This is a genomic window from Kitasatospora phosalacinea (genome assembly GCF_000716545.1).
In the GTDB taxonomy this organism is placed as follows: domain Bacteria; phylum Actinomycetota; class Actinomycetes; order Streptomycetales; family Streptomycetaceae; genus Kitasatospora; species Kitasatospora phosalacinea.
Genome location: NZ_JNWZ01000049.1, coordinates 34,573 through 48,257, shown reverse-complemented (window position 1 = coordinate 48,257; position 13,685 = coordinate 34,573). Strand labels below are relative to the sequence as shown.

11 protein-coding genes are annotated in these 13,685 nt (G+C 74.0%); 8 read left to right on the top strand and 3 right to left on the bottom strand.

The genetic code is table 11. From position 1 onward, the window contains the following. Positions 1-182: 182 nt before the first annotated feature. From OO48_RS23485 to OO48_RS23460, 6 genes are all read left to right on the top strand, one after another. Entirely contained in the window at positions 183-1,148 is a 966-nt protein-coding gene (locus OO48_RS23485) for a carbohydrate ABC transporter permease (RefSeq protein WP_033219484.1), read from the top strand. Between the two features lie 8 nt (positions 1,149-1,156). Then, positions 1,157-2,008 (top strand): carbohydrate ABC transporter permease, encoded by an 852-nt coding sequence (locus tag OO48_RS23480; protein WP_051732571.1) that lies wholly within the window; start codon positions 1,157-1,159, stop codon positions 2,006-2,008. An 82-nt stretch (positions 2,009-2,090) separates the two neighbouring features. Beyond that, entirely contained in the window at positions 2,091-3,125 is a 1,035-nt protein-coding gene (locus OO48_RS23475; RefSeq protein ID WP_033219482.1) for a LacI family DNA-binding transcriptional regulator, read from the top strand. Positions 3,126-3,234: 109 nt separating this feature from the next. Then, positions 3,235-4,428 carry a mannose-6-phosphate isomerase, class I gene (manA, locus tag OO48_RS23470; RefSeq protein ID WP_033219480.1) on the top strand — a complete coding sequence of 398 codons (1,194 nt, stop codon included), beginning with the start codon at positions 3,235-3,237 and terminating at the stop codon, positions 4,426-4,428. Positions 4,429-4,614: 186 nt separating this feature from the next. Then, positions 4,615-5,232: an SGNH/GDSL hydrolase family protein gene (locus OO48_RS23465; protein ID WP_033219478.1), complete on the top strand. Its 618-nt coding sequence runs from the start codon at positions 4,615-4,617 to the stop codon at positions 5,230-5,232. Between the two features lie 44 nt (positions 5,233-5,276). Beyond that, positions 5,277-6,305 (top strand): LacI family DNA-binding transcriptional regulator, encoded by a 1,029-nt coding sequence (locus tag OO48_RS23460; protein WP_033219476.1) that lies wholly within the window; start codon positions 5,277-5,279, stop codon positions 6,303-6,305. A gap of 18 nt (positions 6,306-6,323) precedes the next feature. Here the strand turns inward: OO48_RS23460 and OO48_RS23455 are convergent, their stop codons facing one another. Continuing rightward, a complete protein-coding gene (locus OO48_RS23455) occupies positions 6,324-6,983 on the bottom strand; it encodes a hypothetical protein (RefSeq protein ID WP_033219474.1) in 660 nt (219 codons plus the stop codon). A 175-nt stretch (positions 6,984-7,158) separates the two neighbouring features. Between OO48_RS23455 and OO48_RS23450 the strand changes: the two genes are divergently transcribed. Further along, positions 7,159-8,175 carry a LacI family DNA-binding transcriptional regulator gene (locus tag OO48_RS23450; protein ID WP_033219472.1) on the top strand — a complete coding sequence of 339 codons (1,017 nt, stop codon included), beginning with the start codon at positions 7,159-7,161 and terminating at the stop codon, positions 8,173-8,175. Between the two features lie 304 nt (positions 8,176-8,479). Here OO48_RS23450 and OO48_RS23445 read toward each other — a convergent pair whose 3' ends face one another. Further along, positions 8,480-10,324 carry a hypothetical protein gene (locus OO48_RS23445; RefSeq protein WP_157845518.1) on the bottom strand — a complete coding sequence of 615 codons (1,845 nt, stop codon included), beginning with the start codon at positions 10,322-10,324 and terminating at the stop codon, positions 8,480-8,482. 110 nt (positions 10,325-10,434) lie between these two features. Further along, complete coding sequence (locus tag OO48_RS23440; RefSeq protein ID WP_245194772.1) at positions 10,435-11,487, bottom strand: LacI family DNA-binding transcriptional regulator; 1,053 nt, start codon at positions 11,485-11,487, stop codon at positions 10,435-10,437. A 402-nt stretch (positions 11,488-11,889) separates the two neighbouring features. Here OO48_RS23440 and OO48_RS35360 point away from each other — a divergent pair, with 402 nt between their 5' ends. Beyond that, a complete protein-coding gene (locus tag OO48_RS35360) occupies positions 11,890-13,587 on the top strand; it encodes a cellulose binding domain-containing protein (RefSeq protein ID WP_051732569.1) in 1,698 nt (565 codons plus the stop codon). Positions 13,588-13,685 lie beyond the last annotated feature (98 nt).

The window sequence follows — 13,685 nt, the reverse complement described above, 5'->3', positions numbered from 1 at the left end:
ATCGCCCGCGGCGCCGCCTCCGGCGACCGGGACGGCTACTTCGCCGAACTCGACAAGAAGTGGTCCGAAGCGCAGAAGACCGTCAACGGCTGACCACACGGGTCGAGTTGACCGAGTGGCGCGGTCGGAACACCACCGGCCGCGCCGCCCACCGGGTGTCAGGACTTGAGAAGGAACGGAAGATGACTGCACTGCAGAGGGACCGGGGCGCCGGAAAGCCCCCCGCGGCGGCCGACGACGCCGCCCCGGCCGGCCCGCGCCGCGCTCCCCGGCGCAAGGCTCTGCGCCGCCACTGGTGGTTCACGCCGTGGCTGTACCTGGTGGTACCGCTGGCGTTCCTGGTGACGTTCACGTACCTGCCGATCGGCGACATGATCGGCTACAGCTTCACCGACTGGGACGGGATCAGTCCGGAGAAGGAGTACGTGGGCTTCGAGAACTACACGGACCTGTTCACCCGGCCCGAGCTGTTCAAGGTCTTCCTGGTCTCCGGCGTCTACCTGGTCGCCGCGGTGCTGCAGATCGCGCTGGCCCTGTACTTCGCCACCGTGCTGAGCTTCAACACCCGCTTCCGGAACCTGTTCAAGGGCATCCTGTTCTTCCCGTACCTGATCAACGGCGTGGCGATCGGGTTCGTGTTCCTGTTCTTCTTCCAGCCGCACGGCACCCTGGACTCGCTGCTGTCGATGTTCGGCGCGCACGGCAAGCACCAGTGGCTCGGCGACCCGGACCTGGTCAACAAGTCGCTGGCCGGCGTGTCGGTGTGGCGCTACACCGGCCTGAACCTGGTGCTGTTCCTGGGCGCGATCCAGTCGATCCCGCCGCACCTGTACGAGGCGGCGGCGCTGGACGGCGCCAACCGCTGGCAGCAGTTCCGGCACATCATCGCGCCCAGCATCAAGCCGGTGATCAGCCTCAGCGCGATCCTGGCGGTCTCCGGCTCGCTCGCCGTCTTCGAGATCCCGTACATCATGACCGGCGGTTCCAACGGCTCGCAGACCTTCGTCATCCAGAGCATCAACATGGCGTTCAAGTTCGACAAGTTCGGTCTCGCCTCGGCCAGCGCCGTCGTGCTGATCGTCCTGATCCTGATCGTCACCTGGATCCAGCGCCGCCTGGTGCCGGAGGAGAGGGTGGAACTGTCGTGACCACCGCCGTGAACCACAACCGCCGTCGTTTCCACGCCCGTTCCGCCGCCGCCTCCGGAGCCAAGTACCTCTCGCTGGTGCTGGCCAGCGCCGTGGTGCTGGTGCCGCTGCTGGTGATCCTGTTCACCTCGCTCAAGACCCGCAAGGAAGCGCTCACCACCGGGCCGCTGGACCTGCCCTCGGACTGGTTCAACTTCGAGAACTTCCGGATCGCCTTCACCCAGGGCAACATGATGCCGGCGTTCCTGAACACCGGGATCATCCTGCTGGTGTCCGTCACCGGCACCGTGGTGATCGGCTCGATGACCGCCTACGCCATCGACCGCTTCGAGTTCCGCTTCAAGAAGCTCGTCATGGGCGCCTTCCTGCTGGCCAGCCTCGTGCCGTCGGTCACCACCCAGGTCGCCACCTTCCAGATCGTCAACGAGCTCGGCGCGTTCAACACCCGCTGGGCGCCGATCCTGCTCTACCTGGGCACCGACATCATCTCGATCTACATCTTCCTGCAGTTCATCCGCTCCATCCCGGTCTCGCTGGACGAGGCGGCGCGGCTGGACGGGGCGAACTCGTTCACCATCTACCGGCGGATCATCCTGCCGATGCTCAAGCCCGCCATCGCCACCGTGGTGATCGTCAAGGGGGTGACGGTGTACAACGACTTCTTCATCCCGTTCCTGTACATGCCCTCAACCGACCTGGGCACCATCTCCACCTCGCTGTTCCGCTTCCAGGGCCCGTTCGGCGTCAACTGGGAGATCATCTCGGCCGGCGCGATCCTGGTCATCCTCCCCACCCTGGTCGTCTTCCTCGCCCTGCAGCGCCTCATCTACGCCGGCTTCGCGGCCGGCTCCAGCAAGTGAGCCGCCGCGCCGGGGGGAACGGGCGGCGGCACCGCACCTGCGCCGCGGTGCCGCCGCGCGGGGAGCCGGCGGAGGTGGCACGGTGAGCGGACGCGTCACCATCCGGGAGGTCGCCGCCCTCGCCGGAGTCTCCGCCGGGGCCGTCTCGCTGGCGCTGAACGACCGGCCCGGGGTGTCCGCCGCCACCCGGGAGCGGATCCGGGCCGCGGCCGAGCAGCTCGGCTGGGTGCCCAGCCAGGCCGCCCGCAGCCTGGCCCGGCTCGCCCCCGGCAGCGACACCGTCGGGCTGGTCATCACCCGCCCCGCCCGCCAACTCGGCCTGGAACCCTTCTACATGGAGTTCATCTCCGGCATCCAGAGCGTGCTGGAGGAACGCTCGGCGACCCTGCTGCTGCGGCTGGTCCGCGACCGGGAGCAGGAGATCTCCGTGCACCGCACCTGGTGGCGCACCCGGCGGGTCAGCGGCTCCGTGCTGGTCGACCTCACCGAGGCCGACCCGCGCATCCCCGCGCTCGCCGCACTCGGCATGCCGGCCGTCGCGGCCGGCCACCCCGGCCTGGCCGGCGGCGAGTTGGCCGCCGTGTGGACCGACGACTCGGCCGCCGTCGAGGACGCCGTCCGCTACCTCGCGATGCTCGGCCACCGCCGGATCGCCCGGGTCGGCGGCGCCCCCGACCTCGGCCACACCGCCATCCGCACCAGGGCGCTGGCCGCCGTCGCCGAACAGCTCGGACTGGAGCCGCCGCGCAGCGTCCCCACCGACTTCTCCGGCCAGGCCGGCGCCCGCGCCACCCGGATGCTGCTGGCCTCCGCGCACCGCCCCACCGCGATCATCTACGACAACGACATCATGGCCGTCGCGGGCATCTCGGTCGCCGCCGAGTTCGGCCTGCACGTGCCCGCCGACGTGTCGCTGATCGCCTGGGACGACTCCCAGCTGTGCCGGCTCACCCACCCCGCGCTGTCCGCGATGAGCCACGACGTGCACGGCTACGGCGCGCTGGTCGCCCGCACCCTGTTCGACGTCATCGAGCACCGCGGCACACCGGCCGGGCCCGCGCCCACGCCCGTCCTGGTCCCGCGCGGCAGCAGCGCCCCGCCCGCCGCCGTCCACTGACCGCCGCCCGACCGCCGTTTCCCGCAGACTCCCGGCCCGGCCCCGACTCCTTCTGAGGGTAAGGAAGTCCGGGGCCGGACCGGGGCACCACCCGCCCGGAGCGCACCCGATGACCGCCGACCTGCTCGCCACCACGATCCGCCCCTACGCCTGGGGCTCGACCACCGCGATCGCCCGCCTCACCGGCCGCCCGCCCACCGGCGAACCCGAGGCCGAACTCTGGATGGGCGCCCACCCCGGCGCCCCCTCCCGGGTCGACCGCGGCCACGGCCCCGAACCGCTCGACACCGTCATCGCCCGCGACCCCGCCGCCGAACTCGGCCCCCGGGTCGCCGACCGCTTCGGCCCCCGGCTGCCCTTCCTGCTCAAGGTGCTGGCCGCCGAGAAGGCGCTCTCGGTGCAGGTCCACCCGACCGCCGCCCGGGCCGAAGCCGGGTACGCCGCCGAGGACGCCGCCGGCCTCCCGCTCGACGACCCCCGGCGGATCTACCGCGACCGCAACCACAAGCCTGAACTCATCTGCGCGCTCGGCGAGTTCGACGCCCTGTGCGGCTTCCGCGACCCGCGCGCCAGCGCCGCGCTCTGGCAGCGCCTCGACCTGCCCGTGCTCGCCCCCTGGATCGACACCCTGCGCACCGCCCCCGCCGGAACGGCCCTGCGCACCGTCCTGACCGGCGCGCTCGCCGAGGACCGGGCCAGGGGCGAACAGGCCGCCGCCGAACTTCCCGCCGCCCTGAGCGAGCTGGCCGAAAGCGCGGACCCGGACGCGGCGAGCTGGGCCGCGTACCTGGCCGCCGCCCGGGACTACCCCGGCGACCCCGGCATCCTGGCCGCCATGCTGCTCAACCACGTCCGGCTCGGCGCCGGGCAGGCCCTCTACCTCGACGCCGGCGTCCCGCACGCCTACCTGCGCGGACTCGGCGTCGAGATCATGGCCAACTCCGACAACGTGCTGCGCTGCGGACTCACCCCCAAGCACGTCGACACCGCCGCGCTCGCCGAGGTCGTCGACTTCCGGCCCACCGCCCCGCACCGCGCCCCCACCGTCCCGGTCGGCCCCGGCGAACTCGAGTTCCTCACCCCCGCCGCCGAGTTCGCCCTCTCCCGGCTCGAACTCGACGCCCCCGCCGTGCTCGACGACGACGGCCCGCAACTCCTGCTCTGCACCCGCGGCACCGCCCGCCTCCACGACGGGCCCGCCCTGGGGCCGGGCCAGTGCGCGTACGTCCCCGCCGCGAGCGGGCCGGTGCGGCTGACCGGGGACGCGACCGTGTTCCGGGCGAAGGTGCCGCCGGTGCGGTGAACCCGGCGCGGGCGGGCAGGAGCCGTACTGTCCGTCCTGTCCACCCGCCGAACCCGAACCGCCCGCCCGTCCGAACCGCCCGAACCGCCCGCCCGGACCGTCCACCCGGACCGCCCGCCCGGACCGCCCGCCGCCCGGTGACCGTCGACCCGGGCGGCGGGCACCGCACGTCCCCGAGGAGCCCGCATGCAGCCCACCGCCACCACCGCCGTCCTGTTCCAGGGCGACAGCATCACCGACGCCGGACGCGACCGCGCCCGCCCCGGCCACCTCGGTTACGGCTACGCGGCCATGGTCGCCGCCGCCCTCCCCGGCACCTCCACCGTCCTCAACCGGGGCGTCGCCGGCGACCGGATCACCGACCTGAGCGCACGCTGGGACGAGGACGCGCTCGCCCACCGCCCGCAGCTGCTCTCGCTGCTGATCGGCGTCAACGACACCTGGCGCCGCTACGACAGCGGCCTGCCCAGCCCCGCCGACACCTGGGAGGACGAGTACCGCGCCCTGCTGGAACGCCTGCACGCCCACTGCGCGCCCCGACTGGTCCTGATCGAACCCTTCCTCGTCCCGGTCACCCCCGAGCAGTGGACCTGGCGCGAGGACCTCGACCCGCGCATCCACGCCGTCCGCCGCCTCGCCGCCGACCACGACGCCCTGCTGCTCGCCGCCGACGGCCTGCTCAACCAGGCCGCCCGCACCGCCGGCGACCCCGCCCTGATCGCCGCCGACGGCGTCCACCCCACCGAACTCGGCCACCGCCTGCTCGCCGAAGCCTGGCTGCGACTCGTCAACGGCGGGGAGTGACCCGCCCTGCGGAGCGGGGCGGTGCGCGCACTATCCTCCCTGACATGACCAGCAGCCCTGCCGGCGGCACCCGCGGCGCCCGCCCCACCATGAAGGACGTCGCGGCGGCCGCCGGGGTCGGGCTGAAGACGGTCTCCCGGGTGGTGAACGGCGAGAGCGGCGTGACGCCCGAGATGGCCGCCCGGGTGCGGGCCGCGATCGAGGCGCTCGGGTTCCGGCGCAACGACAGCGCCCGGCTGCTGCGCACCGGCCGCACCGCCAGCGTCGCCCTGCTGCTGGAGGACATCAGCGACCCGTTCTCCTCCGCGCTCTCCCGCGCCGTCGAACAGGTCGCCGCCACCGAGGGCTGCCTGCTGTTCACCGGCTCCAGCGGCGAACAGCCGCACCGCGAGCAGGAGTTGGCCCTCGCCTTCTGCGCCCGCCGGGTCGACGGTCTGATCGTCGTCCCCGCCGGCGACGACCACGGCTACCTGCTGCCCGAGGTCGAGTCCGGCACCCCCGTGGTCTTCCTGGACCGCCCCGGCAGCATCGACGCCGACGCCGTCCTCAGCGACAACGCCGGCGGCGCGAAGGCCGGCACCGCGCACCTGATCGCCCACGGCCACCGGCGGATCGGCTTCATCGGCGACCTCCCGTCCATCCACACCGCCGCCGAACGCGCCCGCGGCTACCGCGAGGCGATGGCCGAGGCCGGCCTGCCCGTCGACGAACGCTGGATCGACTGCGGCCCCACCGACCGCGCCCGGGTCGCCGCCGCCGTGCACCGCCTCACCACCGGGCCCGACGCCGTCACCGCCCTGTTCACCGCCAACAACCGCGTCACCCTCGCCGCCCTCCACCACCTCCCCGCCGCACGGCGCCCCGCCCTGGTCGGCTTCGACGACCTCGAACTCGCCGACCTCCTCACCCCCGCCCTCACCGTCGTCGCCCAGGACCCGGTCGCCCTCGGAGCGCTCGCCGCCCGCCGCCTGTTCGACCGCCTGGCGGGGGAGAGCGCGCCCCCGGCGCGACTGGAGCTCCCGACGCTGCTGATCCCGCGCGGGTCGGGCGAGACGCCGCCCGGCGGGCACTGAGGGCGGAGTCGGGTTCTCCTACGCCCGGTAGGCCGTCTCCAGCCAGGAGCGGTGGTCCTCGCCGAGGAGGCGGGGCGGCAGGTCGGCGATCCAGGCGGCCACCTCGGGGCCGACCGGGAGTTCGCGGTAGAAGCCGAGGTGGAGGTCGGGGAGACGGGCGAAGTGCAGCCAGTCGTCGATGGTGCGGGTGATGTGCCGTTCGGCGGTCGGGGTGCGGGTCTCGGTCCAGGCGGCGAGCCAGGGGGTGGCGGTGCCGGTGGCGACGGCCAGGGTCTCCAGGACGTCGGCGGCGTTCGCGGTGGGGTCGTCGAGGGTGGCGGGCCACCAGGCGTCCAGGACGTCCCGGACGAGTTCGGCGCGGTGCCAGGACGTCCAGTCGGCGGCGACCAGGCGGGAGGCGATCAGGCGGCCGTCGACCGCCAGCGTACGGGTGGTCAACTTCCTCAGCAGGCGCGGGGCGAGGCGCCGGTAGAGGGTGGGGAAGTCGACCCAGTGGTCGGGGAACTTCATCGCGGCCGAGTGCAGCAGCCGCTCGGGGACGAGGGCGGGCGGGCCGGCGAGGGCGGCCAACTCCTCCGGGGTGTAGCAGTGTCCGCAGCCGTCGACCACCGGTCCGGGGCGGGCGGTGCGGTCGAGGGCGTCCAGGGCGTGGTGCAGGCGCTGTTGCGCGGTCGTCATGCCGAGTCCCTGCTGGGGTACTCCGCCGGGTCGTCCGGCGAAGGTTGCGACGCTACCAGGAGCCGATGTGCCGCTCGGCGCCGGGGACCTGACAGGATGGGGAGCCGCAGGTGGCGGGTGCGCGCGGGTCCGCGAGGGTCCGCGCGGGTACGGAGTGGACGGGGTGAGCAGCAGGATGCAGCGCCGGGTGACGATCCGGGACGTGGCGGCCCGGGCCGGGGTGTCCGCCGGAGCGGTCTCGCTCGCCCTCAACGACCGGCCGGGCGTCTCCGACGCGACCAGGCGGCGGATCGTCGAGGCCGCCCGCGAACTCGGCTGGTCGCCGAACCTCGCGGCCCGCTCGCTCGCCCAGGGCGACCGGGTGCACACCGTCGGCATGGCGCTGACCCGAGGCGGCGCCGGGCTGGACCAGGTGCAGATGGCGCTGATCGGCGGCATCGAGCAGGTCCTCGCGGAGCGGCCGTGCGCGCTGCTGCTGCACACCGTCCCCGACCGGGACGCGGAGATCGCGCTGTACCGGCAGTGGTGGCAGTCCGGGCGGGTCAACGGCTCGGTGCTGGTCGGGGTGGTCGCCGACGACCCCCGGCTGGAGCCCGTGCACCGGCTCGGCATGCCGGCCGTCGCGGTCAGCCAGCCCGCGCTGTCCGGCCCGTTCCCGGCGGTGTGGACCGACGACGCGGCGGCGATCTCCGAGGCCGTCCGCTACCTGGCGCTGCTCGGCCACCGCCGGATCGCCCACGTCACCGGCCCCGAGACGCTCGGCCGCACCCTGCTGCGCGGCGACGCCTTCACCGCGACCGCCGCCGAACTCCCCGACGTCACCGCCCGCACCCTCCCCACCGACCTCTCCGCGTACGCCGGCGCCCGGGCCACCCGCACCCTGCTGACGGCCGCCGAACGCCCCACCGCGATCGTCTACGACAACGACCTGATGGCCGTTGCCGCGCTCGCCGTCGCCGAGGAACTCGGCCTGCGCGTCCCGCAGGACGTCTCGCTGGTCGCCTGGGACGACTCCGACCTGTGCCGGATCACCCGGCCCCAGCTCTCCGCCCTCAGCCACGACCCGTTCGCGGTCGGCGAGGAGGTCGCCCGCTGCCTGCTGGAACTCATCGACGAGGGCCGCGCCCCGTCCCGCCCGGCCGGCACCCCCGTCCTGGTGCCGCGCGGCAGCACCGGCCCCGCCGCGCCCTGACCCGGTCGGTGGTGTGCGTACTCGTCCGGCGGTCGACGGCGCGCACGAGGTGGTGGCAGGGCGAAGCCGGTCGAAGCGCCCGCGCGGCGCGCGGCCGCGGCGCGGCAGGTGGAGCGGTCGCGGGCGCGGGCCGATGCGTTGGCCGAGGAGATCCGCAGGTGGACACCCTGGTCCGGCGCACCGACCGGGAGATCGACCTGATCGAGGACTGACCGGCCACGGGCCGGCGGTGCTCCGGCCATCGGTGCGTGAAGAGCAGCGCAGGGGTTCGACTCCCCGAGGACAGTGCGGCTCGGCACCGCGTTCAGCCGCGCAGCAGCGCGAGGGCCAGGTCGCGGGCCCGGTAGTCGTCGAGGCCGCCGCCCGTCCTGCGCAGGAGGCCGAGGAAGCCCTCGGGGAGCAGTCGGCGCGGGGCGAAGGCCAGGCCGCGCAGGAACGGGCGGGCCTCCTCCGGGAGCCGGGGCAGGGCGGCGAGCAGCGGCAGGGCTCTCAACGCGGCACCGGACGGGGAGAGCCGACCGATCAGGTCGGCGGCGGGCAGGCCGGGGGAGCCGGTGATGCGCAGGTGCGCCTCGGCGGCGGCGATCCGGCGCTCCGGGCGGTGGTCGGCGAGCAGCGGGACGACCAGCGGCAGCAGGGGCGCGGCGGCTTCGCCGAGGGGCGCCAACGCGGCCGGCGCGGAAGCGTCTCGGCCGTCCGTCAGGAGTTCCGCGAAGACCCGCAGGGCCAGGGCCGGGTCCCCGGTCAGCCGGTAGTGGGCGGCGGCCGCCGCCGCGCGCAGCGTCCCGTCCTCGGCGCGGGCCGATCCGCTCAGCAGGGCGGTGAGTCCGGGTGTGGCGGTGGCGGTGCGGCCGAGCACCCGGGCGGCCCCGGCGGCGGCCCGGCCCTCGCGCAGGCAGGCGGTCAGTTCGGGCGTTCCGCCGCCGACCTCGCCGAGCGCGTCGACGAGTGTCGCGCTGGCGAACTCGTCCGCGCAGTCGGCGAGTTGCCGGGAGATCAGGGTGCGCAGCCGGGGGCGCGCCGGGGCGGGCAGCAGGCGGGCGGCCTCCGCGAGCAGGCCGGCGTCGGGGCGGCCGGGCAGCAGGTCGAGGGCGCGCGGGTCGCGGGCCCGCACCAGGCCGAGCAGGGCGGCGGGGTGCCGGTCCAGGTGGGCGTGCAGGGCGTCCAGCAGGGCGGCGGGCGGGGTGCGCAGGTGCTCGATCCAGTGGGCGACGGTCTCCAGCCGGGGGCCGGGTCCGTCGCGGTGGTGGGGGAGCGCGGCCGTCATCAGGTCGAGCACCTCGGCCTCGCGGTCGCGCCAGGTCGCCACGATCCGCTCGGCCAGCCGACTGCCGCGGCCGCCCTCGTCCCCGTCCGCGATCCACCGGCCCGCGACGGCGAGCGCCGCGTCCGGGTCGCGCCGCAGCAGCCGGGCCAGGTGTTCCTCCGGCCCGCCGGTCACCGGCCACAGCGGGCCGGGCCCGCCGGAGGGCCCGTCGGCGGCGAACACCTCCACCACCCCGGCCGGGTACGGCGGCCCGTGCCGGTCGGCGGCCAGCACCGCCGAGACCTGCCGGATCTCGGCGAACGGGCTGTCCAGGAAGGCCAGTCGCACCCCGAACCGGTCGAGCGCCACCAGCGCGTCGGCCCGGACGGCCGGCGAGGCGTCCGCCTCGAACACCCCGGTCAGCAGCGCGACCAGCTCCGCCCGCCGCGCCCCGGGGACCACGTCCGCCACCGAGGCCACCAGCCGCAGCGCGAGCTGCCGCGTCTCCCGCTCCGGATCCGCCAGGCACGGCAGCAGTTCGGGCAGCACCCCGCACAGCTCGGCGCAGACCGCCGCCGTCGCCCCGTCCGCCCACCTCGGGGAGGCGAGCGCCTCCGGCTCGTGCTCCGCCATCACGAACAGCAGTACCATCGCCTGCTGCCGGGCCTCCCGCAGCGGCGCGTGCCGGGCCACGTGCGCCAGGAACGGGACGGCGGCCGCCGACGCCGAATACACGCTGCCCTGGTGGCAGACGGCGCCGACCAGCTCGTCCTCCGCCTCGTCGACGGCCGCCGGATCCTCCCCGTACAGCGCGGCCAGCATCTCCGGCACGTCCTCCGCCGATCCGTACGCGTGCTCCAGCGCCGCCCAGTCGACCTGCTCCAACTCCTCGGGTGACCTCATCCGCTGCACGACTCCTCGACCGGTCCGGGTACGGACGGGACCCTACCGGCGCCGTCCGACGGGCCCGCTCCGGTGCCGGGCCGGCGGCGGCCCGGCACCGGCGGCCGGTGTCAGCGGGCCGGCGGGGCGGCCGTGGAGCCGCGCGGGGTGAGCTGGGGGGCCTGGTCCTCGTAGCCGGTGACGGGGCGGCCGGCGATGAGGTCGAGGAGGGTGCGGGCGGCGTGGGCGCCGTAGGCGTGGATGTCGCGGCTGAGGGCGGTGAGCGGGGGGCGGACGACCTGGGCCAGGGGGGAGTCGTCCCAGGCGACCAGGGAGAGGTCCTGCGGGACGGAGAGGCCGAGTTCCTGGGCGACGGAGAGGCCGGCGACGGCGGTGATGTCGTTGTCGTAGAGGATCGCGGTGGGGCGGGCGGGGGAGAGCAGCAGGCGGCGGGTGGCGCGGGCGCCCTCCTCGCCGGTGTAGTCGGTGTGGACGGTGGGCAGCGCGTCCAGGCCGAGGTCGGCGCAGGCGGCGGCGAAGGCCTCGTCGCGGATGGCGGTGTGGACCAGGCCGGTGAGGCCGGCGATCCGGCCGACCCGGCGGTGGCCGAGCGCGGCCAGGTACTCCATGGTCTCGCGGACGGCGGCGGCGTCGTCGGACCAGACGGGGGTGAGCCTCCCGGAGCCGGAGGGGTGGCCGATGACGACGGTGGGCAGGCCCATCTCCTCCAGCGCGGGCACCCGGGCGTCGTCGCGGCGCAGGTCGACCAGGATCGCGCCGTCGATGTGGCGCTCGCCCCACCAGCGGCGGTACGCCTCCAGGCCGCGCTCGTGGTCGGAGACGACCTGGAGGGCGAGCGAGTAGGAGGCGTCGGAGAGCACCTTCTCGATGCCGCCGATCAGCTCCATGAAGAACGGTTCGGTGCCGAGCATCCGGGCGGGCCGGCAGAGCGCGAGGCCGACGGCGGCGGCCTTGGCGCCGCTGAGGGCGCGGGCGGCGCTGTTGCGGACGAAGCCGAGCTCCTCGGCGACGGCGGCGATCTTGGCGCGGGTGGCGTCCGAGACGCCGGGTTGACCGTTCAAGGCGTTGGAGACGGAGACCTTGGACACGCCCACGATCCTGGCGATGTCGGCGATGGTCGGCCGCTTCGCCGGCGGGCTCTGCTGCTGGGACACCTGCTCCACGGAACCTTTCAGGACTGCTCGTCGACCGCCCGCCGACCGTCCTGGTGCCGGACGCGGACCTGCTGTGCCCTCTCAAGCTACTACGCGCACCCCTGCCGACTGTAGCCCGGCGCTCCGGCCGGGAAGCCTTCTGCAACAAACGGTTAACCGGGCGTTGACAACGATGTCTGGCCGCCCGTACGGTCTTCACGCCTTAATCGGTTAACCGCCGATCGGGCAGGCCGCTGGACGCCTGCCCCGCGCAAGAGGAGCACTTCCCCGCAAGGCCCGGTGCGGGCGGCACGCCCCAACGAACGTCGCCGCCCGCACCGCCGGCCCCGAGCCGCCGCGATTGGGACGCCCGGCGGCCGGGGCGACTCCCACCCGCACCCCCACCCCCACACCGGGACGAAAGGCACTCGCGTGAACCCGAGACTCCAGCACCACCGCCCCCACACCCGCCCCTCCGCCAAGCGCCTCGCGCCGATGGCGTTCCTGCTGGCGGCGTCCGTCGCCGCGGCCGGCCTGACCCTCGGCCGGGCCGACACCGCGCAGGCGGCCGGCGCCGCCTCGTTCGCCACCCGCTGCGGCACGCACTTCTGCCTGGACGGCAAGGAGTACTACTTCGCGGGCACCAACACCTACGACATGTTCACCTACGGCTCGGCGTCCGGTGACACCGAGACCCAGTTCATGGACAAGGCGCGGATCGACGCCCAGTTCGCCAACCTGCAGGCCGACAAGGTCGACGTGGTGCGGCTGTGGATGTTCAGCCACGAGAACTGGCACGGCTTCGAGAAGACCAAGGGCGTCTACGACGAGCAGGAGTTCGCCCAGTTCGACTACATCGTCCAGTCGGCCAAGGCGCACGGCATCCGGCTCGTCCCGGTCCTCGAGAACTACTGGGAGGCGTACGGCGGCATCGACACCCGCCTGCAGTGGGAGGGCCTCTCCGGCGGCCAGCCCGGGCGGGCCGCGTTCTTCGACAAGTCCCGCTGCCCGGGCTGCTTCACCTCGTACAAGAACTACGTCTCGTACGCGCTGAACCGGGTCAACCACTACAGCGGGGTCAAGTACAAGGACGACCCGACCATCTTCGCCTGGGACCTGATGAACGAGCCCCGGTACGAGGGCCAGAGCGCCGCGGAGAACGTCAACGGGACGACGCTGCGCGCCTGGGTGGACGAGATGGGCGCGTTCGTGAAGTCCATCGACTCCAAGCACCTGCTGGGCGTCGGCCTGGAGGGCCACGGCACGAACTACGGCTTCGGCGGGGACGAGGGCAACCCCTTCGTCCACGTGCAGCAGTCGCCGTACATCGACTACACCTCCGCGCACCCGTACCCGACCGAGTCCTGGGCGAACCTGAGCATCGACCAGACCAAGGCGCTGATCCGCTCCTGGATCACCGACTCGCACGACAAGGTCGGAAAGCCCTTCTTCATGGGCGAGTTCAACGTCCACAACGTCGACCGCTCGGCCTGGTGGGGGCAGCTCTACCCCGACTTCGAGGCCGCGGGCGGCGACGGCAGCGCGTTCTGGTGGTACGCGGACCACAACGTGGACGGGAAGTTCGGCGTGCTGGCCGGGGCGCCCGAACTGTCGGTGTTCCGAGCCCACTCGGACCGGATGCGGGCCAAGTCCGTTCTGACCAACGGCACTTCGAGCCCGACGCCGAGCCCGAGCGCGTCCGCGAGCGCCAGCCCGAGCGGCAGCCCGAGCGGCAGCCCGAGCGCCAGCGCGTCCGCCAGCGCCAGTCCGTCCCCGTCCGCCAGTGCCAGCACCCCGCCGTCGGCCGGGAGTTGCGCGGTGCACTACGGACTGTCGGACTGGGGCAGCACCTTCAACGGCGACGTGACGGTGAAGAACACCGGCAGCGCGCCGGTCAACGGCTGGCGGGTGGCGTTCTCGTTCCCCGGTGACCAGAAGGTCACCAACATGTGGAACGCGGTGCCGGTGCAGACCGGCAAGCAGGTGGTGGCGAGCAACCCGGCCTCGTACAACACGGTGATCGCGGCCGGCGGCAGCGTCAACTTCGGCTTCAGCGGCACCTCCAGCGTGGGCACCAACGGCGTTCCGACCGCCTTCACGCTCAACGGGCAGTCCTGCGGCACCTACTGACGAAGCGTCAGTTGACCATGACCGCCTGGCGGCCGCCGTACCAGTGGCGGCCGCCGGGCGGTCGAGCACGAGCAACGAGCACGAGCAAGAGGGAAGCG